Genomic DNA, 25,737 nt, shown 5'->3' on the forward strand with positions numbered 1-25,737 from the left:
ACAACATGGAACCTAATATTATTAAGAAAGGACCTCTCCAAAAACTTCGTGACGAGAAAAACAAAAAAACTTTGCTCAACGATACATCAGAACTACATAAACAAATCAATGAACTAAAAGAAGAATTAGAGAAACAAAAAAATGAAAATGAAGATTATAAAACAAGTTTAGAAAAAAAAGAATTAGAAAAAAAACATAATAAAGAGACGATAGAGAAACTAAAAAAAGAAAACGAGAAACATAAAGAAGATTTAGAAAAGAAAGAACAAGAGAATAAAAAACAAAAAGAATTAATTGAACAAATGGAAAAAGAACATAATGAAAAAAAAGAGCAAATAGAAAATAAAGAACTTGAAAATAAGCACATTCAAGAATTATTAGAACAATTGAAAAAAGAAAATAAACAACATAAAGAAGATTTAGAAATAAAAGAACTTGAAAATAAACATTGTAAGGAAAGATTAAAACAGATAAAAGAGGAAAAAGATCAATATAAATCTAAACTGGAAATTTCAGAAAAAGAAAAAGAACAATATAAAACAAAATTAGACATTACCGAAAAAGAAAATATTACGCTTAATAAAAAAATAAATGATTTAAACAACATTATTGATTTACTAAAAAAACAACTAGAAAATCTAAGCAAAGAAAACGAAGAAAACAAATCACAACATGATAAGTGTATCGAAGCCAATAATAAGTTAATTATTATTAACAATGAGAATAATGATAAAATTATAACTTTAAATAAAAAAACAGACACCCTCAATGAGTTAAATCAGATTAATGAGAAAAATATACAAGACCTTACTAATAAAAATGATAAGCTCACTCAAGAAATTGAAGTAAAAGACAAAATTAACGCGTCTTTAACCTCAGATAATCTTAAATTAATCAAAAGAAACAAAGAACTTATCTTTAAAATAAATTTATTACTAGATAACTTTAAAGAATAATAAACTCAAATTTATAAATAATTTTTTGCCAAATCAGACGGCGCTATGAATTCACTTAAATTCGTAGCGTCGTCAAAAGTCTTATTTATCCAAAAAGATAACGTGCAGTTAGGAGAATATTATGTGAATATAAACTTGAATTTTTTACCGTGGTCTGAATATCAATTAATGGAAACTGAAAATTTTCATACACGAATAAATTCCCTATTTTATTTTTCCCAAAATCATCATAGGAATAACCTAAACTTAACCATAGCGCCGGGTTGACCGCATAGTCAATACCGGCACCCAAACTATAGCTAAAATCGGTTGTTGTATTCGCCTGAGCGACGAGTGGTAAAGGAATAAGATCGGGGTCAAAGGCCAGTGTGCTAAAATTATTAATACGATTCCAGGATGCACCTAGGCCGAAAGAAAAATAAGGCATGACATTTTTCCAACGATATAAATCTAGTTTTGTTATCAACAATAAACTTCGCTGTTTGACTTGATAACGAGAAAACAAAGATTGTTGAAGATTAATGTCTCCTTCTTCATTCACATCATAGATAATACCTGTCATTAAGGTCGGGCTCGTATAACGATATTGCAAACCGACACTAATAGCAGGCAAATAGTCTCCTTGTAGAAACCAAATATGGCCAACGCCTGCAGAAAAAAAAGCAGGGGACGCTGAAGTATCTGTTTTAAAAAGTAACTGCCCTGCCGCATCTTCCATTTGGGCTATTGTATTATCATGTGCAAAATCATAGGATTTTCCAACACCGACATCGACATACCAATGATGTGGCGAAGGAGGTTGCAGGAATCGACATTTATATTTACAACAAGGGGGGCGGGAAGGCGCTTCCTTAGTTAGACACTTAGCATAAGTATCGCCTGAGTAAAAGGATAAAGATATAATACCAAACAGGATAGCAATAGCTCTTTTAGAAATTATATAACGCACACTTATCCACTCCCTTGAAAAATTTAAAACTATAAACTTATATAAAAATAGTTCAAAAAGACAAAAAAACCAATAGCACCATCCCACAATTGCTTTTATTTTCAATCAATCGATGTACTTGATTTAATAGGGGTGGCACACAGAAGTTGCTGCATCTTAAAATAGGTCTGCGCCCCATTAGGTTCTTGTTTGTCGCCGTGCTAGGTTTTTTACACGTGTGAGCAGGACCACTTAGGGCAGCATTAGGCAACTATGCCTTACTAAGTTTTTCATAAAATCTAATTTAATCATAGCATTACAATGGCAAGCAAATGACTGTTAATCATCCACTCGCCCGCTACAGATATCCAAAAGAACAGATAACTCGGATCCTTGAATTTTTATCGGATTAGCAATCGCTAGAGACCGTCTATTTTTAGTGCAATTTTCCTATCATTTGCCGAATAAGCCTGATAGAATAGCCCACTTTTAGAGCTAAAGATGTTACTTGGCTCACTCAGCCAGGAACTTTTTTAGTGAACTTTACAGAATTTAACTTAAACAGCCAAATTTTATCCGGTATTCAAGCCGAGGGTTACCAAGTAGCCACACCTATCCAAGCAAAAGCCATACCCGCTATCTTACAAGGTCAAGATGTTGTTGGTTTGGCTCAGACCGGAACTGGTAAAACCGCGGCTTTTGCTTTACCCCTACTGCAACACCTAATGTCAGGACCTAAAGGTCAATTACGGGCACTTATCCTAGCACCGACGCGAGAATTAGCTGACCAAATTTGTGTTTCTATCAATAAGCTCGGTGCCAAAACTGGTTTACGCTGTGCCACTATTTACGGTGGTAAAGTCAATTATATTGAGCAATATCGAACATTACGCGGTGGTATCGACATCGTCGTCGCCTGTCCAGGTCGTTTGCTTGACCTACTCCAAGGAGGCAAAAGTAAGCGCGAGCAGGCTAACCTGCATCACATTGAAATATTGGTCTTAGATGAAGCTGATCATATGTTTGATCTCGGCTTTCGAGAACCTATTTATCATATTTTAAAATATTTACCCAAACAACGCCAAAATTTACTTTTTTCTGCCACTATGTCGGCAGATATCCGAGTATTAGCAGACAAAGTACTTAATAATCCTGTTTCTATAAAAATTGGTGAATCGGCTCCAGCCAATACCGTCACACAAACCTTATTCCCAATTTCAGAAGCATTGAAAACTGATTTATTGGAAACCATTTTACTAAACAATAAGGTTCAATCAGCCATCATTTTCACTCGAACCAAACATCGTGCCAAGCGTTTGGCTGAACACCTTGGGCATCTCGGTTATAAAGCGACCTCCTTTCAGGGTAATTTATCGCAAAGCAAACGAAAAATTGCGCTCGGTAAATTTCGCCATGGTGAATTGAAATTCTTAGTAGCCACTGATATTGCGGCACGTGGAATTGATATCGATCATATATCCCATGTGATTAACTTTGATATGCCTAATACAGCGATAGATTATACACATCGGATTGGGCGAACTGGACGCGCATCTAAATTAGGAGCAGCCTTTAGTTTAATTACCAACGGCGATAGACGTCAAATCCGTTCCATTGAGTATTTACTGAAGAAACGTTTAGAAGAATGCATTATCCCTGAATTTGATTATAAAGCGAAAGCAAAAGCCCCCGCTGAACTCACCACAGCAGACCGACCCAGACAGTTTTCTTATACTCATCAAAATTCAGCGCCTAGAAAACCAAAGTCACGCCTTAGTTATCAAAAAAGTTATACCGGCCGAAAAAGGAAAACGACCGACTAAATCACTTTATGATTATTTTCTAAGACCGCCAAAACCGTAATACTCCTCTTTTCGAAACTAAAGGGCCGGAATCGTAAAACTAATTTGATTCAAAAAACGTCTGAAATAAATAAATTATGCAAAAATGACGCATTACTGAGATTTATTGTACAATAGCCAGGCTATTTCTGTACGAACAGAATAAAACTTTTATTGTGGTGATAACACTATGAATTTTCTTGATGATTCCCAGCGCATCAAAATCGGCCTGGCTGAAATGCTAAAGGGTGGCGTCATTATGGATGTCACTAACGTTGAACAAGCAAAAATCGCGGAAGCAGCAGGCGCTTGTTCAGTAATGGCTTTAGAACGTGTACCCGCAGACATTCGTAAAATGGGTGGTATTGCGCGTATGGCCTCACCTAAAATAATTCACGATATTATGCAAGCCGTCTCGATACCGGTGATGGCCAAAGTGCGTATTGGTCACTTTGTTGAAGCACAACTATTACAATCATTGGGTGTTGATTTTATCGACGAAAGTGAAGTATTAAGCATAGCCGATGATGAATGTCATATTGATAAAGAAGCATTTGAAGTCCCCTTTGTCTGTGGTTGTCGCAATCTTAGCGAAGCGTTAAGACGCATTGCCGAAGGTGCTGCTATGATACGTACTAAAGGCGAAGCAGGTTCTGGAAATATTCTCGAAGCTGTGCGTCATATGCGAGCTATCACACGCGAAATTAAACAACTGTCGATTTTAAAAAAAGAAGAACTTTACGCCAAAGCAAAAAACTTAAATGCTCCTTTAGAATTAGTACTTTGGGTTGCTGAACAAGGTAAATTACCCGTCCCACATTTTTCTGCGGGAGGTGTTGCGACACCTGCAGATGCAGCTTTATTACGCCAACTCGGTGCAGAAAGCGTCTTTGTCGGTTCAGGAATTTTTAAATCGGCTGATCCTGAAAAACGCGCCTCTGCTATCGTACAAGCCACTACCCATTTTGATAATCCGGAAATTTTACTCAATGTTTCGAATGATTTGGCAGAAGGGATGAGTGGGTTTAATTTAAAATCTGAAGAATCCCAATTAATTAATATGAAAATATGAATATTGGAGTTTTAGCCTTACAAGGTGGATATCAAGCACATATCCGCTGTTTAAATAAGCTGGGTGTGTTTTGCTCATGGGTACGTGATCGCCGCACATTGACCGCCAGCGACGCATTAATTATACCGGGTGGAGAAAGTTCGGTATTAATTAAGTTACTTAAGCAACAACAACTTTGGGCGAGTCTGATCGATTATGATAAACCCATCTTAGGGACCTGTGCGGGAGCCATACTACTCGCCAAATCGGTATTATCACCCATACAAGAAAGCTTGGGACGTCTAAATATCTGTGCGACACGAAATGCTTACGGCAGACAACTCGCTTCGCAAGTGGTAAGCGGACATTGTGTTATAAGCGATCGAGCGATGGAAATGGTTTTTATCCGCGCTCCTAAACTCACCTTGCTAGATGACAACAGCCACATTAAAGTATTAGCCAAATACCAAGATCAGATTGTTGCTGTACATGAAAAAAATATCATCGCTACTAGCTTTCATCCTGAGCTGAGTCAAGATAATTATTTACATCGTTATTTCATCCAGCAAGTCGGCCGAAATTCCGCACAAACTTAAAATTTAAATTATTCTGCCTGCTCTGAATTTGCAACTAAATTCCCAGTAATAATACTTTCTTGGAGTTGCGCGGCAATGTCTTTTAAACCGCCAGGAGAGTGCGGTAATAAGATAGTTGTGCTTTTACTATTGGCACCGATTTCTTTCAGTGTATCAAAATATTGTGTAATCAAGGCTAAATTCATAGTATCCGCCGCTGTTACGCCAGGAATCGCCTTTTGAAATTCACCTACTGATTGTTGTAACCCACAAATGATGGCTTTACGTTGGTTAGCAATACCCTCTCCTTGCAAGCGCTTACTTTCTGCTTCTGCCTCTGCTTGTTTTACTTTTAGAATTTTTTCTGCTTCCCCTTTGGCTTGCGCCGCCACCTGTAAACGTTGCTGCTCATTGATTTCATTCATGGCATGTTTTACTTTCTCATCGGGATCAATATTGGTCACTAAAGCTTTCACTATCTCATAACCAAATTCTTGCATGGTCCCGGTCAACTCACTTTTTACCGCGTTTGCAATACTGTCTTTCTTTTCAAAGACCGCATCTAAACTCATAGTCGGTACTTCAGCACGGACCAAATCCAAAACGTAAGCTGTGATTTGTTCTCTCGCATTTTCTAATTTATAGAAAGCATCATAAACACGGTCTTCTTTAATCCGGTATTGGACGGAAACCTGGATTTTAACGATCACATTATCTTGAGTTTTGGTATCTAAGGTGACCTCCAATGGATAGATCCGCAGTGAAATAGCACCGGCAATGCGTTCGATGAACGGAATCTTGAAATTTAAGCCTGCATGTGCACAACGCGTATATTTTCCAAAACGTTCAATCACCTCAACAGATTGTTGACTAACGGTGAAAAAGGTCTTCAATAACAAGATTGCTATAGGTATAATGAGAATAAGTAACAGCGATAGGGGCATAAGCGTAACTCTGTTTAAAATTTAGCCTATTCTAGCATGTATTCAGCCTGTTGCCATACTAAGCCGCAATGTGATTGCGTCATAGTTAGGCTTTTGTTGCTTTAACAGCTCCTGACAGGCGTCTCTAATATCTTCACAATCCCCTTTTTTTCTAAAAAACGATTGCCGAAACGGTTGTGAATACTCTACCTTCTTTTCTTCTCTGATAACACCTCGTGCATGGAGTTCATTTAAGATAGCTATTTCATTACTAATCATTAAATTTTCAAGATTTTTTTTAGGGATTAGCGTTTTATCATTTTCGTTTAATTGCTGATAATCTTCTTTTAAAGACTTAATAATCTTACTAAACAATGATTTATTTTCTTCATAATCATCATTTAAAAGCAAACTCCCCTCTTGTTTTAAACCTTCTATTTTCTCCTGTATTTTTTGTTTTTCTGAAAAAAAGCTTATTCTAGAAGAAGAATTTTTTAATTTAGCTTCCAACTGAATAATTTTAACCACTATTTCTTTTAATAGATAAATTCGATTTGCTTCAGAACTTTCTTCGGCCTCGTCTATCTTTAATCTGCCAACTCGACACTTTCTATAATAATAATCACTCTTAGAAAAATCGAGTAGTGAATTATGCTGCGGCAAACTACCTATTTCAGGCTCTGGAACATCACAACCATTTTTATAAAAATAAATCGCTTTGGCGATATCAATTATCAGCAGCAAACCCGCTAACACGATAACCACCGCCAATCCTATCACTCCCAAGCCAAAACCAAATATACTCACTAGCGTCAATAACGCCGTTATTAATGTACCCAACGTTAAGATATGCATATGTTTTTGAACATTCGCTTGATATTGCCCAAGCAACCAAGCATGCTCTGCCCCGTTACCAAAGGATTTGGTCTTATAGTAACTAAATCCTAAGGTCAGCAAGCTAATGCCAAATTTTGAAAACGTATAAGCACGAAATAAGTTTTTAAGATGCGCATAAGCAACTAGTCCCAAAGGCGCCATACCATGGACGAATAGTACGATCAGAAAACCGAGCATCAAAAGCGAAATAACGATCTTAAAGCAAGCATATAAAAATTTAGTTCCTTCAACTAAATTTTTATTCTCCGTATCTCCAAAAAAATTAATCAGCGTTAAAAATGCCCTAGCAAAATGTAAAACATAGAAAAATTCCAGCACAGGAATAGGTAAATCAATTAAAAAATACTTCAAACCGGCCTTGATAACACTGATTAAGCGTTTCAGTACCAGAAAAATTAGACGCCAAAGAGAAATGGAAGTAATAGAGAGGTACAGTTGCTGTAACGGGTCTAAAAATTGGCCGATTAAGCACCGCAGCTCACTTAGTGCCAATAAGGCTTGAAGCTGATCAATATACTTCTCTACCTCTAAAAGAAACCAATCGTTAAGCACGTAAAGCATAGTCTATACTCTATGACATGTTTCTTAATTGCATGCCTGATGGCATCAAGCCGCTCATTATAATTAAGTTTCCTTTTACTATCCTTAACACCACCTAGTCATTATTTTTGACTCATTAGTTTAAATAAGCCACCAGAGGTAGGTTGGATACGCTTATCTGTTCCTCTATGTTTCGTGATGCTCGAAATGCCTGGGATAAGGCATCACAGGCCCCGACTTTTTTCCAAAAAGATTGATAAAACGCTTTGGGTTTAATAATTTCTGCTTGTTGGGTACACTCCCCCTGCCTCGCTAAAAAAAATAATTGGGCCAAGCTATTTTTTTGTAGTAGGTGATAAACGAGATTACCTCTATCCAATAAATCCAGTAATTCACATAGATTATTTTTTAAAAGCATAGTTCTTTTATTTTCAGCCAAATCGATAATGGCTAGGATAAAAAGATCGATTAAAGCTTCTTGATCATCGGTATTTAAAGCCCAAGTTAACTCTCGGAGTAAATATTCTTTTTTGATATTGAGTTTTTTTTGTGAAAAAAAAAATCGACTGAATGTGCCTTTTTTAATTTTTGCTAATTTATTTTCTAATTGCAGTAATTTGACCAATGTTACTTTTAAAATCAGTTTTTTATTGGCTTTATTAACTTCCTTAATCTGCTGCAGCTTGTCTGAAACTTGTGTCTGTAAATATAATATGGGTGAAAAAGTGTGATAATAATCTCGATTGGTTTGACCGAAGTAGGTATTTAATGGCTCTTCGTTAAGATTAGCCGGTTCAGGATCCGGTATATAAACCCCATTAAAATAATAATAAACAGTCAATACGATATCTTGTGAACAAAGTAATATCAACGCGATCGTGATAGCAGAAACTCCGAGACTAGGCGTAGCGGCAGTTAATAGCAAAGCGACGATCGCTAAACCGAACAACAATAAAAATTTCTTTATTTTCGCAGTCTGATCCGCCATTAAAACTGAATTTTCGCCTGCGAGGTGTTTATTTTTTCGAATTTTATAGCCTAAATAAAATGCAGCGAGCAATCCCACACCAATCATCGTATCCGCTAACAGTAGCCACGGGTTAGACCAGATTAAAATACTCTTTCCAACGTTGAACAGGCAGGTAAATAACACAAACAATAGGCCTGCGCCTAACATACCGACGTGTTTGGTCATGTTATCGCGATAGTGTGCTCGCCTCCATCGCTGTTCGATACTCTGTTTATCGATTTTCAGATAGGCGATAGTGCTGGCTAACAAAACTATCGCGCTATGAATAAGCTTTAAAATACTGTAAGCAAAAAACGAGGCTAACAAAATCGAAGGTAGTGAAGCAAAACCACATCCGAGTAAAACTAATGCGATAATAGCTATCGATACTTTAAATACAGCAAATAATAGCTTACACGTATCACCTAAGTTTTTATTTTTAATTTTATAAAAATAACTATATATCCTTAAAGCTGCTCTTAGCAGGTGTAAGATATAAAGGCTAAAGGCAAAAGGTAGAGGAAGTTTAGTGAGGTATTTTGCGATACTTTCTAGGCGCTTCAAGACGAACGACAAGGCCCGCCAAAACTCAGTTGTAGTGATGTGTTTCTTTATGCTAGAAACAATCCTGGGCATTAAGTTTATTTACCCCCTAACTAGGAAGGCCGGCATTATACTAAACTTTTTTGAAAATTTCTTGTCAAATATTATTTTTTTTATTTATTCCCTATTTTTTCATAAAAGGTTGTTAAACTAGCCAAAGTTTTACTAAGATACTTGATTATGCCACTCATTTCTCCGATTCCATTATTTGATAGTTTAAAATTTATCGATCCCAAAAAAAAACTGCAACCCATTTCAAACACAACCCACCCTAAGCCTTATGCCAGCCAAGATTATTCTCAAGCCTTACAGTTTCTGTATAGTTATCGGGGCAGCGAGGCTACATTTAATGCGTATCGACGCGAAATTGAACGTTTATTACAGTGGAGTTGGTTCGTTTTAGGAAAGTCGATCAAAGAATTGCGCCGCGATGACTTTGAAGCCTTCATAGAATTTTGCCAGCAACCCCCTAAACACTGGATTGGTGTTAAAACCGTTGCGCGCTATTTCACACATCAGGGAAAGAGAAAACCCCATCCCCATTGGCGGCCTTTTGTCGCGACGATTAATAAAATGGCCAGTCAACAAGGCCTGATGCCGGATATAAAAAAATATGCCTTATCACAAAAAGCATTACAAGCGATTTTTGCGGTGTGTGGAAGCTTTTATAACTATTTGATTCAAGAAGACTACATTCATTTCAATCCTGTAGCACAAATTCGGCAAAAAAGTAAATTCATACGGCAACAAAAAAGTAATCATCAAGTGCGTCGTTTAAGTGATTTACAATGGTCGTATGTCATAGAAACCGCAGAAATCCTCTTCGAACAGAAACCTGCCTTGCACAATAGAACCTTATTCATTATGAAGGCATTATATGGGATGTATCTACGAATTTCTGAACTCGCCGCGAGCCCACGTTGGGAACCACAGATGGGTCATTTTCAAAAAGATGCCGATAGAAACTGGTGGTTTTTAACGGTGGGTAAGGGAAATAAAGAGCGTTTAATCAGTGTCAGTGATGATATGTTAAATGCATTAAAGCAGTACCGCAAAAGTTTAGGACTGATGAGTTTACCTAGCCGCGGTGAAACCACGCCTTTAATTAGAAAAGTTAATGGCCAAACGGCCATTCAAAGTACGCGACAAATTCGTTGTATCGTCCAAGCTTGTTTTGATGCGGCTTTTGCTCGTATGGTTAAGGATGGACTTAAAGACGAGGCAATAGAATTAAAAACCGCTACTGTACATTGGTTGCGACACACGGGGATTTCCGAGGATGTCAAGCATCGGCCCCGTGAGCATGTCAGGGATGATGCCGGCCATAGCTCTAGCGCAATTACCGATCAATATATCGACGTTGAAATGCGTGCACGCCATGCATCCGCTAAGAAGAAAAAATTAGATCCCTTAGCTTAGTCATACTCTTCGCACTTGAGTTTTTGCCTAATCTATCTCGCAATAAAACTAAGCTAACCAATCTCTAGCAATTAAAAAATTTTCGGTTAATTCTGCTTCTTGAGAGCCTGGTTCCGGTTGCCAATTATAGTGCCAATTCGCTTGTGGCGGCAGTGAAGTTAATATCGATTCAACTCGCCCACCACTTTGCAAGCCAAACAATGTCCCGCGATCATAAATCAAATTAAATTCAACATAGCGACTCCGTCGATAGGCTTGAAATTGACGTTCGCGCTGGCCATAAGCATAATCTTTACGTCGTTGTAATAAGGGTAAATAAGCTTTTAAAAAATGATTCCCCACGCTTTGAATCAATTCAAAGCATCGATTAAATTCCCAGTGATTTAAATCATCAAAAAAAAGTCCACCGATACCGCGCGCCTCTTGACGATGCTTTAAATAAAAATATTCATCACAATTTTTTTTATAGCGCGGATAAAGTTCAATGCCGAAGGGGTCGCAACTTTGTTTAGCGATTAAATGCCAATGCCGACAATCTTCTAAAAAAGGATAATAAGGTGTTAAATCAAAGCCACCACCAAACCACCATTGTGCCACTTGTTGATCAGTGCCTAACACAACAATAAAACGCAAATTCATATGCACAGTGGGCACATAGGGATTGCGTGGATGGATCACTAAGGAAATACCGGTTGCTTGAAACGCTGCTGCCGTTAAAGAAGGATGACGTTGACTGGCACTGGGTGGTAAAGCTCCACCAAAAACATGAGAAAAATTAACTGCACCTCGTTCTATTAGTGCACCGGTCAGAACACAGGTTTTTCCACCGCCCCCTTCATTGCGTACCCAATCATCGATTAAAAATTTTTTTTCTTGCTCTTCGTTCTCTAAACTTAAACAAATCTTAGTCTGCAAAGCGAGTAAATAATCTTTGATTGTCGGAATAATTACGTCATAATTCATAGCAAGGCTATTTTATTTATTAAAATTAAAAGTATTATCAGAACTTGGAGCTACCTATGCCCTGGATTAAAGCATTGCACATTATTGCAATGGTCGCTTGGTTTGCGGGTTTATTTTATTTACCACGCTTATTTGTTTATCATGCCAATGCTAAAGATAAAATCAGTATTGAACGCTTTAAGCTCATGGAACATCGCCTTTATTATTACATAATGGCACCGGCTGCTTTATTAACCCTCCTTTTTGGTTTTATCTTGTTTAGCTTGGCTGCCAACTACTATGCAGCTGCCACCTGGATGCATCTAAAATTAGCTTTAGTGGCTATATTAATCCTATTTCATCTCTATTGTGGAAAATGTTTACATGATTTTAAGCAGGATAACAATCCACATTCCAGCCTATTTTATCGCTGGCTGAATGAGTTTCCAACCTTATTGCTCATCGCTATCGTCATTGTCACTGAGGTACATCCTTTTAGCTTATAATTCTACCATTTCAAAATCTTCTTTCATGGCACCACACTCAGGGCAACGCCAGGTTAAAGGGACATCTTCCCAACGAGTCCCCGGCGGAATCCCGTCTTCTTCCCAGCCTAGCTCCTCATCGTAAACATAACCACAAAGTAGGCACATATATTTTCTAAAAACGTTTTTGTCAGTCATTTTTCCTCTTTCAATTAACTTTTTGAATCTTATTATTATTTGTATTCTATTTCTAGTTCGCTACCGAATAGTAAAGAAATTATTCCCGTTTAGCAAAGTTTTTAAGCCATTTTTTAGTATAAAACTAAGTTATTTTTCTATCGAAAATAAAGCGCGCACAAATTCCTGTGCTGAAAAAACCTGTAGATCTTCGATACCTTCACCCAAGCCTACAAAGTGTATCGGCAACGATAATTTTTTGGCGATGGCAAAAATCACACCTCCTTTTGCAGTCCCATCTAATTTAGTCAGCATCAAACTGGTTAAAGATATCGCTTTGTTAAAAGCTTCCGCTTGCAGTAGCGCATTCTGGCCCGTGCCCGCATCCAAAATTAACATAATTTCATGGGGAGCTGTCGCATCCAATTTACCGATAACCTTTTTTACTTTTTGTAATTCTTGCATTAAATTATTTTTACTATGTAAACGGCCCGCCGTATCTGCAATCAATACATCGATGTTTCTCACTTTAGCGGCTTGAAAAGCGTCATAAATGACTGAAGCACTATCAGCGCCCTGATGTTGGGCGACGATAGGAATATGATTACGTTCAGCCCAAATCGTTAGTTGTTCAGTAGCCGCTGCTCGAAAGGTATCACCTGCAGCTAACATCACCTGTTTACCTTGTTTCTGCAAGTAATGAGCTAGCTTACCAATACTTGTCGTTTTACCGACACCATTAACGCCAACCACTAAAATAACAGTCGGTTTATGTGCAGGATTAATCACTAAAGCAGATTCACACGGTCGTAATAATTCGCCTAATTGTTGTTTTAATATCTCCCATACCGCTAGCCCATCCGCTAATTGATTGCGTGCTAATTTTGTGGTTAAGTGCTGGATAATTTCTTCAGTCACTGTGGAACCGACATCGGCTGTTAAAAGTAACTCTTCAACTTCCTCAATTAATTCAGCATCAACTTTTTTTTTACCTAATACTAAACGGGCGAGACTTTCGGTTAATTGATGACGAGTTTTTTGCAAACTATTTTTTATTCGATTAAAAAAATGCTGTTTACTGCCAATCACTCTCTTCTCATCAGAGGCGTCGGGTTGAGATTCTTTGCGTTTTAAAAATTTAAACATAGTCTATGCAGTGTAACTGAAAACACTTATAATAAATGACTTTTCTAATTAAACGCAATCCGTTATTAACCGAATCAGGTCACATTATTCTTAAAGTTCTATGTAAGAATATAACACTTAATCGCTTTAGAGACGTCTGTTCTATGAAAAAGGGTGAAGTCAGAATCATCGGCGGGCTATGGCGCGGGAGAAAACTTCATTTTCCAGCGATACCCGACTTACGCCCTACTCCCAATCGCATCCGAGAAACTTTATTTAATTGGTTAGCCCCTGACATTGCTAATGCCCATTGCTTAGATTTATTTGCCGGTAGCGGTGCTTTAGGTTTTGAAGCGCTCTCCCGATATGCTCAATCTGTTACTTTTGTAGAACAATCCACTGTATTAGTTTCCTATTTAAAAACCCAGCTCAAACAGCTCGCCGCTGAAAACCGCGCCAACGTTTATCAGGGACAATTTCCTTTTGTAGCAACACAACTCTTTAAACCAAAAAAACCTTTATTTAATATCATCTTTCTGGATCCGCCTTTTCATCAAAATTTGATCGGCTCAGCCTGCTTCTGGTTGGCTAAAGAAACGCTTTTGGCACCGGAAGGTAAGATTTATATTGAAGCCGAAGCCAGTCTCAAAAACCTGACGCTTCCAGAAAATTGGCAAATTCAACACTGTAAAACGGCAGGCCAAGTGCAATATGCCTTAATTAAACTGAACCCCTAAAACCATGGCTTGACATTATATTTCCTTCTTGTTTCAATGCAGAAGTAAGTTACAGAATTTTATCTACAATAAGATAAGCATGAAAAAAATAACAGTGGCGCTTTTTGTGAGTCTACTATCAGGGTGTGCTTCACAAACCTTACCTAACTCCATAACTCCCACTATCAATACGGGTTCAGACGACGCCTCGATTAAACTAGCCGAAGCAGCACGTTCCGTTAGTCAATCATTAAATGAATTAAAAGCACTGGAGAAAGCTTCTAGCCCTCCTATTACCAAACCACTACCCTACCCTAGCTCTTCAGGCTTAGAAAAAACGATCGCTTCGGTTGATTGGTCAGGCCCGATTGAACCGCTATTGCAGCGTATCGCCAAACTTGCTCACTTCCATTTAGAAGTCATAGGAAAATGCCCAGCAGTTCCGGTTTTAGTAACGATTTCCTCACAAAATACACCCCTAAGCTATATCATTCGCAATGCCAATCTACAAGCAGGGGAAAAAGCCAATATCTTTGTTTATCCGGGCATTAAGACCATTGAATTACGTTATGCTAAAAATTAATGTTAAATGGGTCGAAAACTTATTACCTAAATACTTACACCTATCATTTGACCTGAAAAAAATTCCACGGTATCGAAAAAATACTCTCCCGTTAGTAACAGGCTTAAGTCTGTGTGCACTGATCAGTGCCTGCACTACCACACAATCTAATTATAAAACCGTAGGTAATTTAGATAATTTAACGCAACTACAGAATTTACATGCACAGGTCACGACTGCCAAAAAACAAATGACCGCTTTACACTCACAAGCGCTTCAAGATATTGCGATGAGTGTCGGTGCTCAAGCCGGTTTGGCTTGGCGATCTGAGCATATTAATCACGTATTAACTAAAAATTCATCACAATTAGATCGTATTTTTAATTTTAATCTTATCTTACTCGACCACAATGTCATTCCTCCTGTATTAGTCCAGGGAAATAATTCGCTGAATCTCACTGATGGACAAACCTTACGTATCGATGATCGTACTTATCAAATTATCAGCCAAGCACACTTCACTACCGCGCCACCACAATGGCGTAACTATCTCTGGATGGATTATCAGCACCCCGAATTACCTTTACCTGCTTTTTTACCGAAAACACCTGAAGAACGTCTCGTTTGGAAAAAATATGCCACATTGGGCTGGCAAGATGGTATTAATCAAGCCAATGCTATTTTTAATGATAATTTAGCGCGTTTAACTCGTGATTATACCGGTATGGCTTTATATCGGAATTTATTACTGAAAGGAATGGTCAGTAAACCTTTTGTTGCCCATACCGATTTAGGTGTTACTGGTGATAATTCTGACTTACATATTAATGATCAAATATTACGTATCACTTCATTTCCAAAATTACAAGTTAATCCAAGTCGATGGAAATCCATCGTGACACACGATGACAGCCCATCTACTTCCCGATGAACCGGTACGTTTCACCGCGGCTTGTTTAACCCGGCTACTAATCCATTGCCAAAAAGTGGGCGCTTCAGATATTACACTACAGACCGGTGAACGAGTCTTTGCTGAAAGTTACGGTCGATTATTACGTATTACCCAACGTAAATTATCCAACACTGAAGTCTCAGAAACACTCAATCTTATCTATGGCCCGAATGGTAGCGCACAAATTTTAAGTGGCGTTGATATCGATACACACTATGAATTTCGGCCTAATCGTAACGAGCGTTATCGATTTCGTGTCAATGCCACAGGTTGCTTAGTAGAAGGTCATGATGCGATCCAAATCAGTTTTCGTACCATTCCGAGTACACCACCGAAAATGTCCGATCTGAATCTAGAAACTCCATTAATCGACGCTTTAGCGCCAGAACAAGGTATCGTCTATGTCACCGGTGCAACCGGTTCCGGCAAAACCACGTTGTTAGCCGCTATCATTCGCGATCTGGCTGAAAAAGAAGATTCACATCGTAAAATCCTTACTTATGAAGCCCCTATAGAATTTGTTTACGACTCGATTGCTATGCCTAGTTCCATCATCAGTCAATCCGAGATACCTAGACATCTCCCCAGCTTCGCAGCCGGCGTACGTAATGCCTTGCGACGTAAACCGCGGTTAATCTTAGTCGGCGAATCGCGTGACCCAGAAACTATTGGCGCTTCAATTGAAGCGGCTTTAACCGGGCATCCCGTCTATACCACACTGCATAGTAATGGAGTGGCTGAAACTTTAAGACGATTAGTCAACTCTTTTCCTGCTGAAGAAGCTAAAACGAGAATGATCGATATTATCGAGACCATACGCGTAGTCATTTGGCAACAGCTGGTCCCTAGCACCGATGGACAACGTATTGCTTTACGTGAATTTTTAGTTTTTGATGAAAAATTACGAGATATTTTATTAGACTCTAAACTAGAAAATATCAGTGCCCATACCCGTCTCGTATTAAAAAAATATGGTCAACCGATGTCTGTTGACGCTAAACGCAAATTTAACGCCGGCCTCATCAGTGAACGGGTTTATAAACGGTTAATTCTCAGGACAGAAATAGCCGAACACCATGACGAAATTTAAAAAAAACGTCTGGCAACCCACTGCTACGTTATCCATGCTGCGTTGTCGCGCAAAACTTTTAGAAGCTATTCGTGAGTTTTTTGTCGAACGTGAGGTTCTAGAAGTAGAAACTCCAGTACTTTCCCATGCCACAGTGACAGATCCACATTTGCATAGTTTTCAGACGCAATATTGTTTAGATCATCCTGACCATCAACAAACGCTTTATCTACAAACTTCGCCTGAGTTTGCAATGAAACGTTTATTAGCCGTGGGATCAGGTCCCATTTATCAGATTTCTAAAGCATTTCGTAACCAAGGAGAATCGGGACGTTATCACAATCCTGAATTTAGCTTATTAGAATGGTATCGTCCTGGCTATAATCATCATCAATTAATGGATGAAGTAGAAACCTTATTAAAACGATTGTTAGTTTGCGAGTCGGCGCAACGTTTTAGTTATGCAGAAATTTTTCAACGTTATTTGAAGATCAATCCGCACCTACTATCGCTTAAAAATTCAAAACAACTCGCTGCTCATTTAGGTTTAACAACCGAAAATTTAAATTTAAACACGGTTGAAGATTATTTAAACTTTTTAATGTCTCATGTCATTGAACCACAATTGCCTAAACAATTAATTTTTATTTATGATTTTCCTGTTGGTTTAGCCGCTTTAGCCAAAATACGTCACGAAACAATCCCTGTGGCGGAACGTTTTGAGGTTTATCTAAAGGGCATAGAACTTGCCAATGGCTTTCATGAATTAAATGATGCGAACGAACAAAAACTACGTTTTCAAAATGACCTCTGCATCCGTGCTAAAAATCATTCCCCACAAATACCTCTCGATCAATATTTGTTAGCGGCTTTGACACACGGACTTCCTGATTGTTCTGGAGTTGCTTTAGGCATTGATCGTCTATTAATGCTCATGGAAAAAGTAGATGAGATATCAGAGGTGCTTAGCTTTCCGATCCAACGTTCCTAAATAATCGGTGTCTTTTGTTTTATTTTCCGCACACTACTTTCATAAGTGACTTATTCAACTTCATCACTTTGAATTATTTTTACGCCGACGGTTTTCATTTCGGAAATTGCCAAACGTCCATCTTCTGGGTTAACATTCACAGCACGACATCCATCTTCAATCAAATAAGTTTTAAAGCCTAATTTACAGGCATCTAACACCGTATATTTAACACAATAATCGGTTGCTACTCCCATAATATACACTTCGGTAATCTGTAATTCTTTAAGAAACTCAGCCAAACCAGTTTCTTTTTGATGATCATTGTCAAAAAAACCGCTATAACTATCAATTTTTGGATCACTGCCTTTGCGAACGACTTTAATAATATGATCCAATTTAAGATTTTTAACAAATTCAGCCCCTTTGGTATTTTGTACACAATGTACAGGCCATAATATTTGTGACAAACCTGCTTGCTGAATAAACTCGCCTGGAAAACGTCCCTTATGATTCGTTGCAAAACAGGTATGATCTTTTGGGTGCCAATCTTGCGTTGCAATAATATATTTAAAATACTGCTGAACTCGGTTAGCCACTGGAATAACTTCGTCAGCATTATCTACTGCTAAGGACCCTCCAGGCATAAAATCATTTTGTAAATCTACTAAGATCAAAGCTTTTTTCATAAAAGTTAGATTCCTGGGGCAAAGAAAATTGTTATATTTAATTAAGCTAGCTACTTTAAAAAAAGTATCTAGCATTTTTCATTTTAAACTCTTTTGATAATGCAGGAAAGAGGCTTTTGCGATATGAGCTCCCTGTCATTTTTAAAAAAAATTATTTTTACTAAAAAATTTAATTAATTTAAATTCAAAGTTTAAGAATCAATAGAAGTTTTTGCTTTTAAAATAAGTTGTAACTTTAAATGATACAGCTTCTCTTCTAAGCCCACTGGATAAGTATGAGGATTTAGCAATCGACGAATACTTTCATGAAATTGTTGTAACTCCTGATGAGTTTTTTCTTGACTGGATTTTAACGAAGGTACTTTGTAAACTAATTTTCCTCGTCTAAAAATAGGCGTTAATAAATCACGGTGTGGTGCTGCTGCGGAAATAGAGCGCCGTTTCGTCGGATCGATAGGGTCAATAATAGTAATATTATCTTCTGAAATCCCTAATCGTTCCTCATAAATGGCATCCGCCATCGCCGAACCATCCACTTTATCCGCATAATAACGCCGCACTGATAAAATCCCAGGAGTAGAAATTTTTATGGTTTGTTCGGATAATTTAACTTTATTTTCCCATGCACCTTGCGCAGACTTAATTGCACTTAATTTATAAACACCTTCGAGTGCGGGCTGTTCGTAAGCAGTAATTAAATGTGTGCCCACTCCCCAAACGTTAATACTTGCACCTTGTTCTTTTAAACTGGTAATCACTAAAGGATTCAAATCATTACTACCCACTATCAGCGCATCATGATAGCCTGCAGCATCTAAAAGTTTGCGTGCTTGTTGACTCAAATAAGCTAAATCACCTGAGTCTAAACGTATGCCGGCTAATTTAAATCCTTCCGGTTTTAATTCTTCGGCGATCTTGATGGCATTTTTTACTCCTTTAATTGTGTTATAGGTATCCACTAAAAAAATACAGCGGTCGGGAAAGGTTTGCGCATAAGCACGAAACGCTGCTAATTCATTCTCAAAACATAATACCCAACTATGTGCATGTGTCCCACGCACTGGAATGCCTAATAATTTTCCAGCTAATACATTAGAGGTAGCAGAACAACCACCAATATAAGCAGCTCGACTAGCCATCAACGCACCATCGAAACCTTGTGCACGACGTAAACCGAATTCGAATATCGGTTCGCCGCGGCTTGCTTGTAATAAACGTGCGGCACTCGTGGCAATGAGACTTTGAAAGTTAATAATATTCAGTAAAATACTTTCAAGTAACTGACATTGTAATAACGGCCCTTTAACACGAACTAAAGGTTCTTGCGGGAAAACTACAGTGCCTTCCTCTATTGCATCGATGTCACAAGCAAAACGTAAACGTTGTAAATAATTTAAAAAATCGGTAGGAAATAATACTTTCCCCTGCGTATCAGTCAATCCAGCTAAATAATCGATATCGTCTTTAGTAAATTGAAAATTAAGCAAGTAGTCAATTAATGTACCTAAGCCTGCACAAATCGTGTATCTGCCATTAAACGGTGCTTGTCGAAAGTTATGGTAAAAAACCGTTTCACGTTCGTGAATACCCGCCTTCCAATAACCATAGGCCATGGTCAACTGGTAAAAATCCGTTAATAAAATTAAGGAGGATTTATAAAGTGATACTAATGCGTTTTCCATTGAAAAGAAACCCCAGCAAGGACGAACAAGTTCCGCGCCTTGAATAATAGTTGTGTTTTTCTTTTGTAGCGGTGGGGATTTTCAAGGAAAGCGTCGTCACTTTTTCCTTGAATGGCTGCGCACACGCTGGGTTAGCTTCAGCCATGCAAGGTTCTTTCAGCATTATTTGAAAAATTCGCATTTTTTGACCTTTCAACCACCGGTTTGTTTTTCTCGAATCTCATCCAAAGTTTTACAATCAATACAAAGACTGGCGGTAGGACGTGCTTCTAAGCGGCGAATTCCAATTTCAACGCCACACGAATTACAGAAGCCATAATGACCTTCATCAAGTTGCTGTAAAGCATCCTCAATTTTCTTAATAAGTTTACGTTCACGGTCACGTGCACGAAGTTCTAAATTAAATTCCTCTTCCTGCGTGGCACGATCACTAATATCGGGCAAAGAAGTACCCTCATCTTGTAGATGATGCACGGTTCGACCCATATCTTCCAACAATACGCGTTTTCGCTGTAATAATAAACGGCGAAAATACGCCTGCTGGCTCGAGCTCATATAGTCTTCCCCAGGACGTTCCTTATAAGGCGCTATATTTAAATCGATTTCCGAATTAATAGAAGTCAATTCTAGCCTTGTTTCTGGTAAAGAACGTTGTTTTTTAGATTCTTTTTTAGGTTTTTTATGTTCTGCCATTTTAGTTTCTATTGATGATTGTTGTTTTACCGCAGGTAGCGCCTGGGAATCAGACTTTGCTTGCTGTTGTTTTTTTTTAGAAGGAGCTCGGATAACTTTTGCCTTCGCTACTTTTGTTGATTTTTTTTTAGCTATAGGCTTTCTACTTCTGGTAACACGGGAAGACGTCGACGTTTTTTTTGAGGCTTTGCTTTTACTAGGCTTTTTTTTTACCCGACTAACTACTTTTTTTTTAGCTTTTCTGCGCGTAGCAGTCTTACGGCGAGTCGCTGGCTTCTTACGTGTTGCCGCTTTTCTGCGACGTGGTTTGCGCGTCACTTTTTTAGCCGTGGTTTTTCTACGACGACGTGGTTTAGCAGTCATCCCCACTTTTTTCTTTCTTCGTTTTATCGTTTTTCTTTTACGTGTAGGTGTGGACTTTGCAACCGTAGAGCGTTTTTTACGTCGCTTTGGAGCTGCAGATTTTCTTTTTACTGGCATAAAAAGTTCTCCTCTTGAGAATTTAACATTTGCCGGAATTGGCACACACACATAAACCAAACACATCTATACCAAAAATAATTCGACATGGCAATTATTTCAAAGTACAGGGCCATGTCTCTTCTTTTTATTAATGCGCTTCTTTTTATTAATGATTTATAGATCATATTTTCAATTAATTCCATTTTCCACTACTAACTCGTTGATGACCTGCTAAATCTTTGTAATTTTTTATCTCCTGGTAACCATATTTTAAAAAAAATTCCTCAACAAAAGCTGCCTGCTGATAGCCATGCTCTAAAAATAAAATACCCCCTTGATGAAGATGTTCACGCGCTTGTAGAATAATAATTTCTAAATCATTCAAGCCTTTTTCCCCTGAAATTAAAGCATTTTTCGGTTCGTAAGCCAAAGCACATTCCGTTTGAAAGTGTGGATCATCGAGAGTAAGATAAGGTGGATTACTGAGAATAATATCAAATTTTTCACCGACTAATAATGCCTGGCACCAATCACCCTGGCGTAGTTCTATCGTTTGTATGTGATAACGGCGGATATTGCGTTCGGCAATCTGTAAAGCACCTGGTGAATAATCCGTTGCAATAAATTGCCATGTAGGTCTAGCCAATGCTAATGCGACCGCAATGGCTGCCGAGCCGGTTCCCAAATCCACTATGTTTCGTTGCTCAGTACTAAAATCATCTAGTATCTTTTGCACTAATAATTCCGTTTCTGGCCTAGGTATCAGTACCTCAGGAGTTACTTCAAAAGACAGCGACCAAAACTCCTGCCGACCCAGTAAATAGGCTATCGGTTCTCCAGATTGTCGACGGGCAATCAATTGTTTTATTCTTTTTTGCTGAGATAATGTCAGTAATCTATCGGGAAGTTGGCTATGTAATTGAGCCCGTGTTAGTCCTAAAACATGAGCAAATAACAATTCTGTGTCTAAATAGGCGCTGGGACTGGTTCGATTTAACTCTTTGATTGCCCAACGCCAATAGGAAACTAACAACATAAGAGGCGCCTGTTAGAAGTCATTATACTCACAGCAATTGGTCTTTTGGTAAGTGCCCAAATGCCGTGAAGAGGATTGCAAATCACGCAGCAGCACAGGTAAAAATTCAAGTGCGAAGAGTCTCGCTTAAAATTCTTTAGGATTTTGCTTACGTCGAATATAGGAGACAAAAAATAAGATAATTAACAACGGCAATAAAATCGGCAATAAAATCGGAAATAAAATAATAGCAACAATCGTCCAAATAACCGCAATAGCACCAATTATCAATGCTCCAGCCCAGGTTAAAATAAATAAGAGTAAAATACTTAACGAAAAAAAGAATACTGAAGCAACCAAAAACCCCCAGACGCTAAAACTAATCATTACAGCACCGGTAAATAAAGTCAGTGCGATGTGACCGCCAATAATGAGTAATAACAGAATAAACAATGCAATAGCCATCGATCGAAACATTGATCTTCCCTCCACATGAAAACGATTAATTTTTACGTCTAATCACCTAAGGCAGCTAATTCATCCGCTTGATATTCACGCGTCAAGGATTGAATAACCGGCTCTAAATGGCCTTCCATGATATCAGATAATTGATACAGCGTTAGATTAATTCGGTGATCGGTTAAACGACCTTGAGGAAAATTATAGGTCCGGATACGCTCTGAACGATCCCCAGTACCAACAAGATCGCGACGGGTTTCTGCTTCCTCGCGTTGTTGCTTTGCTTTCTGAGCGGTTAATAATTTAGCTTGTAGTAATGACATAGCCCGAGCACGATTTTTATGTTGCGAACGTTCATCTTGACATTCAACCACTAAGCCAGAGGGTAAATGGGTAATACGGATGGCAGAATCGGTTTTTTGTACATGTTGTCCTCCTGCACCTGAGGCACGAAAGGTATCAATTTTTAAATCTACTGGGTTGATGGTGACATCATCCACCGATTCGATTTCCGGTAGTATCGCCACTGTACAAGTCGATGTATGCACACGCCCCTGTGCTTCGGTTTTAGGCACGCGTTGCACACGATGCGCGCCGGATTCAAATTTCAAATGCGCATAAACAGCTGTTCCGGCGATACGTGCAATAATTTCTTTATAACCTCCTTGTTCGCTAGGATTCATATGAATAATTTCCATTGTCCAACCTTGATTTTCGGCGTAACGCGAATACATCCGAAATAAATCACCGGCAAAAATAGCCGCTTCGTCGCCTCCAGCAGCTGCACGAATTTCTAAAAAAACATTCCGTTGATCATTAGGATCTTGCGGCAATAATAAGTGTTCTAATTCTTTTTCTAACTCTTGTTGTTTTTGTTGTGCAATTTTAATTTCTTCTGCGGCAAGCTCTCGCACTACCGTATCCTTATCATGCAAACATTGCTCGGCTTGATTTAGGATATCTAAGTTAGTCCGATATTGCTGAAAACATTGTACGACAGAGCCTAACTGAACATACTCCTTAGATAAGTCACGGAAATGATTTTGATCCTTAATCACGTCCATATCACCCAACAAGGCAGTTAATTCTTCGTAACGTTCGACAATTAAGGTCAATCTATTGAATAAAGAGGTCTTCATATGACCACTTTATACCTAAAGCTCATCACGAAGTCGAGTGCTGGATAGCGCGTTATATAAAGCTTGGAAAATTGAATCTTAATGATTCATAAGCTATTCTAAAAATGAGTAGACCACTATAGCGGGCGCTATAAGGTTTTACACTATATAACCTAAGGGGATAGTATGAAAAAATTATTACTAATGGCTTCAGCTATTTGCATGGGTTTATTAAGTAGCATCAATGTGGCTAATGCCCATCCAGGACAAAGTCCTTGTGCATTTAATGCTCACTTAGTAAAAAAGGCTGGTTTTTGCTCTGGTTCATATTATGATTGCGCATGTATACGGCAGTTATTAACCAGACTAAACGTTTCACCACATGCATGTACAAATATTGCATCATGTCAATATCGTTATGTTTGCAGCGAATACCATAATCTCGCTACCAATAAATTAATTCCTAACCGAGGCCCAACTATTTATTGGCATACTTCAAAACCTTTTTAATAAAAAAGGCGCCGGGCAAATTTAGGTATCCCTTCTTCAGTGAAGGGATATTTTTTTGTGCGTGATACGCTTCGTACTTGAATTTTTGTCTGTGTGTTGTCGCTCAACTTGCAATCCTCTTCGCGGCACTTGCCAAAAACTCAATGGCTGTGAGTATGCTTCTCGATATTTGCTGGTAAAGTTTAAGTTATTATCTTAGGTTATGCTTCATGTCGAAATCAGTTAATGCTTCTATTGCCATCTCAGCACAGCAAAAAAATCAGATCGACTGTTTCGGTTCCTGGACCTTAAACGGTATTCATAAAAAAAGCTTAGATCAATCTTTTAAAAAGCTGAACCACAACACAGCATCCCCACTCATTTTAAATACTAAATCCATCACACTTATGGATAGCAGTGGTGCTTGGCAACTTTATCAATGGAAAAAACAACTGGCTAAAAAAAGAGAAGTCCAACTCATCGGTTTGAATCCCAAACACAACGCACTGTTTGGGATGATAGAACAGACAGCCAAACAAATAAAACCGCTACCCACTGTAAAAACTTATACCGGTTTAGCCTTACTCGGTAAAAAAACAGTCGAATCATGGCAGGAATTTAAATCTTTTTTACGTTTTATTGGGAAAAACTTTTTTAGCGCCTGGCATACTATTTGGCATCCGCGTCAACTTCGTGGTCATGCCATACTAGGTATCATTGAAAATACCGGCTTAGATGCCTTAGCCATTATTGCCTTATTATCTTTTATGATTGGTATTGTCTTAACCTATCAAATGGGGTTTCAATTAAAAAATTTTGGCGCGACCATGTTTATCATTGATTTATTAGGACTGGCCATACTACGTGAATTTGCGCCATTGTTGACGGCGATCATGATAGCCGGTCGTAGTGGATCGTCATTTACGGCTCAACTGGGTATGATGAAGATTAAAGAAGAAATTGATGCTTTAAACACGATGGGTGTTTTACCGAGCCAATTGTTAATTTTACCACGTATTTGGGGCTTATTGATTGCTTTACCCTTACTCACGATTTGGGCAGATATTTTTGGTCTACTCGGTGGGATGGCGATGACACATAATATGCTAAATATTAGTTATACTGATTTCTTACAACGCTTTCCAAAAGTTGTTTCACTTTCTTCGCTCATTATTGGCATCGGTAAAGCACCCATATTTGCGCTGATTATTGCCAGCACTGCTTGTTTCCAAGGTTTGCGTGTCAGTGGCAGTGCTGATAGCGTCGGCAAACAAACCACACGCAGCGTGGTACAAGGCATCTTTTTTATTATTGTCGCCGATGCACTCTTTTCAATTTTATTTAGCAAGCTAAATATCTAATCCTCGTTATTTTCTCATGTGAAGTCTCA

26 protein-coding genes are annotated in these 25,737 nt (G+C 38.3%); 13 read left to right on the top strand and 13 right to left on the bottom strand.

Annotated features, from left to right (window positions below; genetic code table 11):
* Positions 1-5 precede the first annotated feature (5 nt).
* Entirely contained in the window at positions 6-956 is a 951-nt protein-coding gene (locus ACICP9_RS03770; protein ID WP_395496892.1) for a hypothetical protein, read from the top strand.
* An 85-nt stretch (positions 957-1,041) separates the two neighbouring features.
* Here the strand turns inward: ACICP9_RS03770 and ACICP9_RS03775 are convergent, their stop codons facing one another.
* Positions 1,042-1,905: an outer membrane protein gene (locus tag ACICP9_RS03775; RefSeq protein WP_395496894.1), complete on the bottom strand. Its 864-nt coding sequence runs from the start codon at positions 1,903-1,905 to the stop codon at positions 1,042-1,044.
* 515 nt (positions 1,906-2,420) lie between these two features.
* Here ACICP9_RS03775 and ACICP9_RS03780 point away from each other — a divergent pair.
* From ACICP9_RS03780 to pdxT, 3 genes are all read left to right on the top strand, one after another.
* Positions 2,421-3,707, top strand: coding sequence for a DEAD/DEAH box helicase (locus ACICP9_RS03780; protein ID WP_395496896.1), 1,287 nt, complete (start codon positions 2,421-2,423; stop codon positions 3,705-3,707).
* A 208-nt stretch (positions 3,708-3,915) separates the two neighbouring features.
* On the top strand, positions 3,916-4,797 hold the full coding sequence (pdxS, locus tag ACICP9_RS03785; protein WP_395496898.1) for a pyridoxal 5'-phosphate synthase lyase subunit PdxS: 882 nt from the start codon (positions 3,916-3,918) through the stop codon (positions 4,795-4,797).
* The gene (gene pdxT, locus ACICP9_RS03790; protein ID WP_395496900.1) at positions 4,794-5,372 is read left to right on the top strand and encodes a pyridoxal 5'-phosphate synthase glutaminase subunit PdxT; all 579 of its coding nucleotides are present in this window, start codon (positions 4,794-4,796) and stop codon (positions 5,370-5,372) included. The genes pdxS and pdxT overlap by 4 nt, the downstream gene beginning before the upstream one ends.
* 8 nt (positions 5,373-5,380) lie before the next feature.
* On the opposite strand, the gene ACICP9_RS03795 is transcribed toward pdxT, so the two are convergent.
* The 3 genes from ACICP9_RS03795 to ACICP9_RS03805 form a co-directional block, all read right to left on the bottom strand.
* A complete protein-coding gene (locus tag ACICP9_RS03795; protein WP_395496902.1) occupies positions 5,381-6,295 on the bottom strand; it encodes an SPFH domain-containing protein in 915 nt (304 codons plus the stop codon).
* A gap of 42 nt (positions 6,296-6,337) precedes the next feature.
* Positions 6,338-7,732 carry a hypothetical protein gene (locus ACICP9_RS03800; RefSeq protein ID WP_395496904.1) on the bottom strand — a complete coding sequence of 465 codons (1,395 nt, stop codon included), beginning with the start codon at positions 7,730-7,732 and terminating at the stop codon, positions 6,338-6,340.
* 115 nt (positions 7,733-7,847) lie between these two features.
* Positions 7,848-9,356 carry a hypothetical protein gene (locus tag ACICP9_RS03805; RefSeq protein WP_395496906.1) on the bottom strand — a complete coding sequence of 503 codons (1,509 nt, stop codon included), beginning with the start codon at positions 9,354-9,356 and terminating at the stop codon, positions 7,848-7,850.
* Between the two features lie 147 nt (positions 9,357-9,503).
* Between ACICP9_RS03805 and ACICP9_RS03810 the strand changes: the two genes are divergently transcribed.
* A complete protein-coding gene (locus tag ACICP9_RS03810) occupies positions 9,504-10,742 on the top strand; it encodes a tyrosine-type recombinase/integrase (RefSeq protein ID WP_395496908.1) in 1,239 nt (412 codons plus the stop codon).
* Positions 10,743-10,790: 48 nt separating this feature from the next.
* On the opposite strand, the gene hemF is transcribed toward ACICP9_RS03810, so the two are convergent.
* A complete protein-coding gene (hemF, locus tag ACICP9_RS03815) occupies positions 10,791-11,705 on the bottom strand; it encodes an oxygen-dependent coproporphyrinogen oxidase (RefSeq protein ID WP_395496910.1) in 915 nt (304 codons plus the stop codon).
* Positions 11,706-11,761: 56 nt separating this feature from the next.
* Here hemF and hemJ point away from each other — a divergent pair, with 56 nt between their 5' ends.
* Complete coding sequence (gene hemJ, locus ACICP9_RS03820) at positions 11,762-12,190, top strand: protoporphyrinogen oxidase HemJ (RefSeq protein WP_395496912.1); 429 nt, start codon at positions 11,762-11,764, stop codon at positions 12,188-12,190.
* Here hemJ and ACICP9_RS03825 read toward each other — a convergent pair.
* Together ACICP9_RS03825 and ftsY are read right to left on the bottom strand one after the other, a co-directional pair.
* Positions 12,185-12,367, bottom strand: a complete 183-nt coding sequence (locus ACICP9_RS03825; protein WP_395496914.1) for a rubredoxin — start codon at positions 12,365-12,367, stop codon at positions 12,185-12,187. The two genes, hemJ and ACICP9_RS03825, sit on opposite strands and share 6 nt — an antisense overlap.
* Positions 12,368-12,496: 129 nt before the next feature.
* Positions 12,497-13,492, bottom strand: a complete 996-nt coding sequence (gene ftsY / locus ACICP9_RS03830) for a signal recognition particle-docking protein FtsY (protein ID WP_395496916.1) — start codon at positions 13,490-13,492, stop codon at positions 12,497-12,499.
* Positions 13,493-13,635: 143 nt separating this feature from the next.
* Here ftsY and rsmD point away from each other — a divergent pair, with 143 nt between their 5' ends.
* The 5 genes from rsmD to epmA all read left to right on the top strand — a co-directional run bounded on the left by rsmD (position 13,636) and on the right by epmA (position 17,761).
* Entirely contained in the window at positions 13,636-14,208 is a 573-nt protein-coding gene (gene rsmD, locus ACICP9_RS03835; RefSeq protein ID WP_395496918.1) for a 16S rRNA (guanine(966)-N(2))-methyltransferase RsmD, read from the top strand.
* A gap of 79 nt (positions 14,209-14,287) precedes the next feature.
* The gene (gene dotD / locus ACICP9_RS03840; RefSeq protein ID WP_395496920.1) at positions 14,288-14,770 is read left to right on the top strand and encodes a type IVB secretion system lipoprotein DotD; all 483 of its coding nucleotides are present in this window, start codon (positions 14,288-14,290) and stop codon (positions 14,768-14,770) included.
* Positions 14,757-15,680, top strand: coding sequence for a type IV secretory system conjugative DNA transfer family protein (locus ACICP9_RS03845; RefSeq protein ID WP_395496922.1), 924 nt, complete (start codon positions 14,757-14,759; stop codon positions 15,678-15,680). Before dotD ends, ACICP9_RS03845 begins: the two co-directional genes overlap by 14 nt.
* Complete coding sequence (gene dotB, locus ACICP9_RS03850) at positions 15,655-16,791, top strand: Dot/Icm type IV secretion system ATPase DotB (protein WP_395496924.1); 1,137 nt, start codon at positions 15,655-15,657, stop codon at positions 16,789-16,791. Before ACICP9_RS03845 ends, dotB begins: the two co-directional genes overlap by 26 nt.
* On the top strand, positions 16,778-17,761 hold the full coding sequence (epmA, locus tag ACICP9_RS03855) for an elongation factor P--(R)-beta-lysine ligase (RefSeq protein ID WP_395496926.1): 984 nt from the start codon (positions 16,778-16,780) through the stop codon (positions 17,759-17,761). The genes dotB and epmA overlap by 14 nt, the downstream gene beginning before the upstream one ends.
* 50 nt (positions 17,762-17,811) lie before the next feature.
* On the opposite strand, the gene pncA is transcribed toward epmA, so the two are convergent.
* The 6 genes from pncA to prfA all read right to left on the bottom strand — a co-directional run bounded on the left by pncA (position 17,812) and on the right by prfA (position 23,879).
* Positions 17,812-18,429 carry a bifunctional nicotinamidase/pyrazinamidase gene (pncA, locus tag ACICP9_RS03860; protein ID WP_395496928.1) on the bottom strand — a complete coding sequence of 206 codons (618 nt, stop codon included), beginning with the start codon at positions 18,427-18,429 and terminating at the stop codon, positions 17,812-17,814.
* A 191-nt stretch (positions 18,430-18,620) separates the two neighbouring features.
* The gene (locus ACICP9_RS03865) at positions 18,621-20,111 is read right to left on the bottom strand and encodes a nicotinate phosphoribosyltransferase (RefSeq protein ID WP_395496930.1); all 1,491 of its coding nucleotides are present in this window, start codon (positions 20,109-20,111) and stop codon (positions 18,621-18,623) included.
* Between the two features lie 192 nt (positions 20,112-20,303).
* Complete coding sequence (gene dksA / locus ACICP9_RS03870; protein WP_084028680.1) at positions 20,304-20,804, bottom strand: RNA polymerase-binding protein DksA; 501 nt, start codon at positions 20,802-20,804, stop codon at positions 20,304-20,306.
* Positions 20,805-21,459: 655 nt separating this feature from the next.
* Positions 21,460-22,302, bottom strand: a complete 843-nt coding sequence (gene prmC / locus ACICP9_RS03875) for a peptide chain release factor N(5)-glutamine methyltransferase (RefSeq protein WP_395496932.1) — start codon at positions 22,300-22,302, stop codon at positions 21,460-21,462.
* A 126-nt stretch (positions 22,303-22,428) separates the two neighbouring features.
* Entirely contained in the window at positions 22,429-22,758 is a 330-nt protein-coding gene (locus tag ACICP9_RS03880) for a hypothetical protein (RefSeq protein ID WP_071661904.1), read from the bottom strand.
* A 38-nt stretch (positions 22,759-22,796) separates the two neighbouring features.
* On the bottom strand, positions 22,797-23,879 hold the full coding sequence (gene prfA, locus ACICP9_RS03885; RefSeq protein ID WP_395496934.1) for a peptide chain release factor 1: 1,083 nt from the start codon (positions 23,877-23,879) through the stop codon (positions 22,797-22,799).
* A gap of 165 nt (positions 23,880-24,044) precedes the next feature.
* On the opposite strand from prfA, the gene ACICP9_RS03890 reads away from it, so the two are divergent.
* Together ACICP9_RS03890 and ACICP9_RS03895 are read left to right on the top strand one after the other, a co-directional pair.
* The gene (locus ACICP9_RS03890) at positions 24,045-24,368 is read left to right on the top strand and encodes a hypothetical protein (protein ID WP_395496936.1); all 324 of its coding nucleotides are present in this window, start codon (positions 24,045-24,047) and stop codon (positions 24,366-24,368) included.
* Between the two features lie 209 nt (positions 24,369-24,577).
* Positions 24,578-25,708 carry an MlaE family ABC transporter permease gene (locus ACICP9_RS03895; RefSeq protein ID WP_395496938.1) on the top strand — a complete coding sequence of 377 codons (1,131 nt, stop codon included), beginning with the start codon at positions 24,578-24,580 and terminating at the stop codon, positions 25,706-25,708.
* Positions 25,709-25,737 lie beyond the last annotated feature (29 nt).

The sequence above is a fragment of the Rickettsiella endosymbiont of Litargus connexus genome (assembly GCF_964277335.1).
In the GTDB taxonomy this organism is placed as follows: domain Bacteria; phylum Pseudomonadota; class Gammaproteobacteria; order Diplorickettsiales; family Diplorickettsiaceae; genus Aquirickettsiella; species Aquirickettsiella isopodorum.

Excerpts from the sequence above, each read along its gene's own strand:
- ACICP9_RS03770 (WP_395496892.1), top strand. The coding sequence starts at position 6 with ATGGAACCTAATATTATTAAGAAAGGACCTCTCCAAAAACTTCGTGAC.
- pdxS (WP_395496898.1), top strand. The coding sequence starts at position 3,916 with ATGAATTTTCTTGATGATTCCCAGCGCATCAAAATCGGCCTGGCTGAA.
- pdxT (WP_395496900.1), top strand. The coding sequence starts at position 4,794 with ATGAATATTGGAGTTTTAGCCTTACAAGGTGGATATCAAGCACATATC.
- ACICP9_RS03795 (WP_395496902.1), bottom strand. The coding sequence starts at position 6,295 with ATGCCCCTATCGCTGTTACTTATTCTCATTATACCTATAGCAATCTTG.
- ACICP9_RS03800 (WP_395496904.1), bottom strand. The coding sequence starts at position 7,732 with ATGCTTTACGTGCTTAACGATTGGTTTCTTTTAGAGGTAGAGAAGTAT.
- ACICP9_RS03805 (WP_395496906.1), bottom strand. The coding sequence starts at position 9,356 with ATGCCCAGGATTGTTTCTAGCATAAAGAAACACATCACTACAACTGAG.
- ACICP9_RS03810 (WP_395496908.1), top strand. The coding sequence starts at position 9,504 with ATGCCACTCATTTCTCCGATTCCATTATTTGATAGTTTAAAATTTATC.
- hemF (WP_395496910.1), bottom strand. The coding sequence starts at position 11,705 with ATGAATTATGACGTAATTATTCCGACAATCAAAGATTATTTACTCGCT.
- hemJ (WP_395496912.1), top strand. The coding sequence starts at position 11,762 with ATGCCCTGGATTAAAGCATTGCACATTATTGCAATGGTCGCTTGGTTT.
- ACICP9_RS03825 (WP_395496914.1), bottom strand. The coding sequence starts at position 12,367 with ATGACTGACAAAAACGTTTTTAGAAAATATATGTGCCTACTTTGTGGT.
- ftsY (WP_395496916.1), bottom strand. The coding sequence starts at position 13,492 with ATGTTTAAATTTTTAAAACGCAAAGAATCTCAACCCGACGCCTCTGAT.
- rsmD (WP_395496918.1), top strand. The coding sequence starts at position 13,636 with ATGAAAAAGGGTGAAGTCAGAATCATCGGCGGGCTATGGCGCGGGAGA.
- dotD (WP_395496920.1), top strand. The coding sequence starts at position 14,288 with ATGAAAAAAATAACAGTGGCGCTTTTTGTGAGTCTACTATCAGGGTGT.
- ACICP9_RS03845 (WP_395496922.1), top strand. The coding sequence starts at position 14,757 with ATGCTAAAAATTAATGTTAAATGGGTCGAAAACTTATTACCTAAATAC.
- dotB (WP_395496924.1), top strand. The coding sequence starts at position 15,655 with ATGACAGCCCATCTACTTCCCGATGAACCGGTACGTTTCACCGCGGCT.
- epmA (WP_395496926.1), top strand. The coding sequence starts at position 16,778 with ATGACGAAATTTAAAAAAAACGTCTGGCAACCCACTGCTACGTTATCC.
- pncA (WP_395496928.1), bottom strand. The coding sequence starts at position 18,429 with ATGAAAAAAGCTTTGATCTTAGTAGATTTACAAAATGATTTTATGCCT.
- ACICP9_RS03865 (WP_395496930.1), bottom strand. The coding sequence starts at position 20,111 with ATGGAAAACGCATTAGTATCACTTTATAAATCCTCCTTAATTTTATTA.
- dksA (WP_084028680.1), bottom strand. The coding sequence starts at position 20,804 with ATGGCAGAACATAAAAAACCTAAAAAAGAATCTAAAAAACAACGTTCT.
- prmC (WP_395496932.1), bottom strand. The coding sequence starts at position 22,302 with ATGTTGTTAGTTTCCTATTGGCGTTGGGCAATCAAAGAGTTAAATCGA.
- ACICP9_RS03880 (WP_071661904.1), bottom strand. The coding sequence starts at position 22,758 with ATGTTTCGATCGATGGCTATTGCATTGTTTATTCTGTTATTACTCATT.
- prfA (WP_395496934.1), bottom strand. The coding sequence starts at position 23,879 with ATGAAGACCTCTTTATTCAATAGATTGACCTTAATTGTCGAACGTTAC.
- ACICP9_RS03890 (WP_395496936.1), top strand. The coding sequence starts at position 24,045 with ATGAAAAAATTATTACTAATGGCTTCAGCTATTTGCATGGGTTTATTA.
- ACICP9_RS03895 (WP_395496938.1), top strand. The coding sequence starts at position 24,578 with ATGTCGAAATCAGTTAATGCTTCTATTGCCATCTCAGCACAGCAAAAA.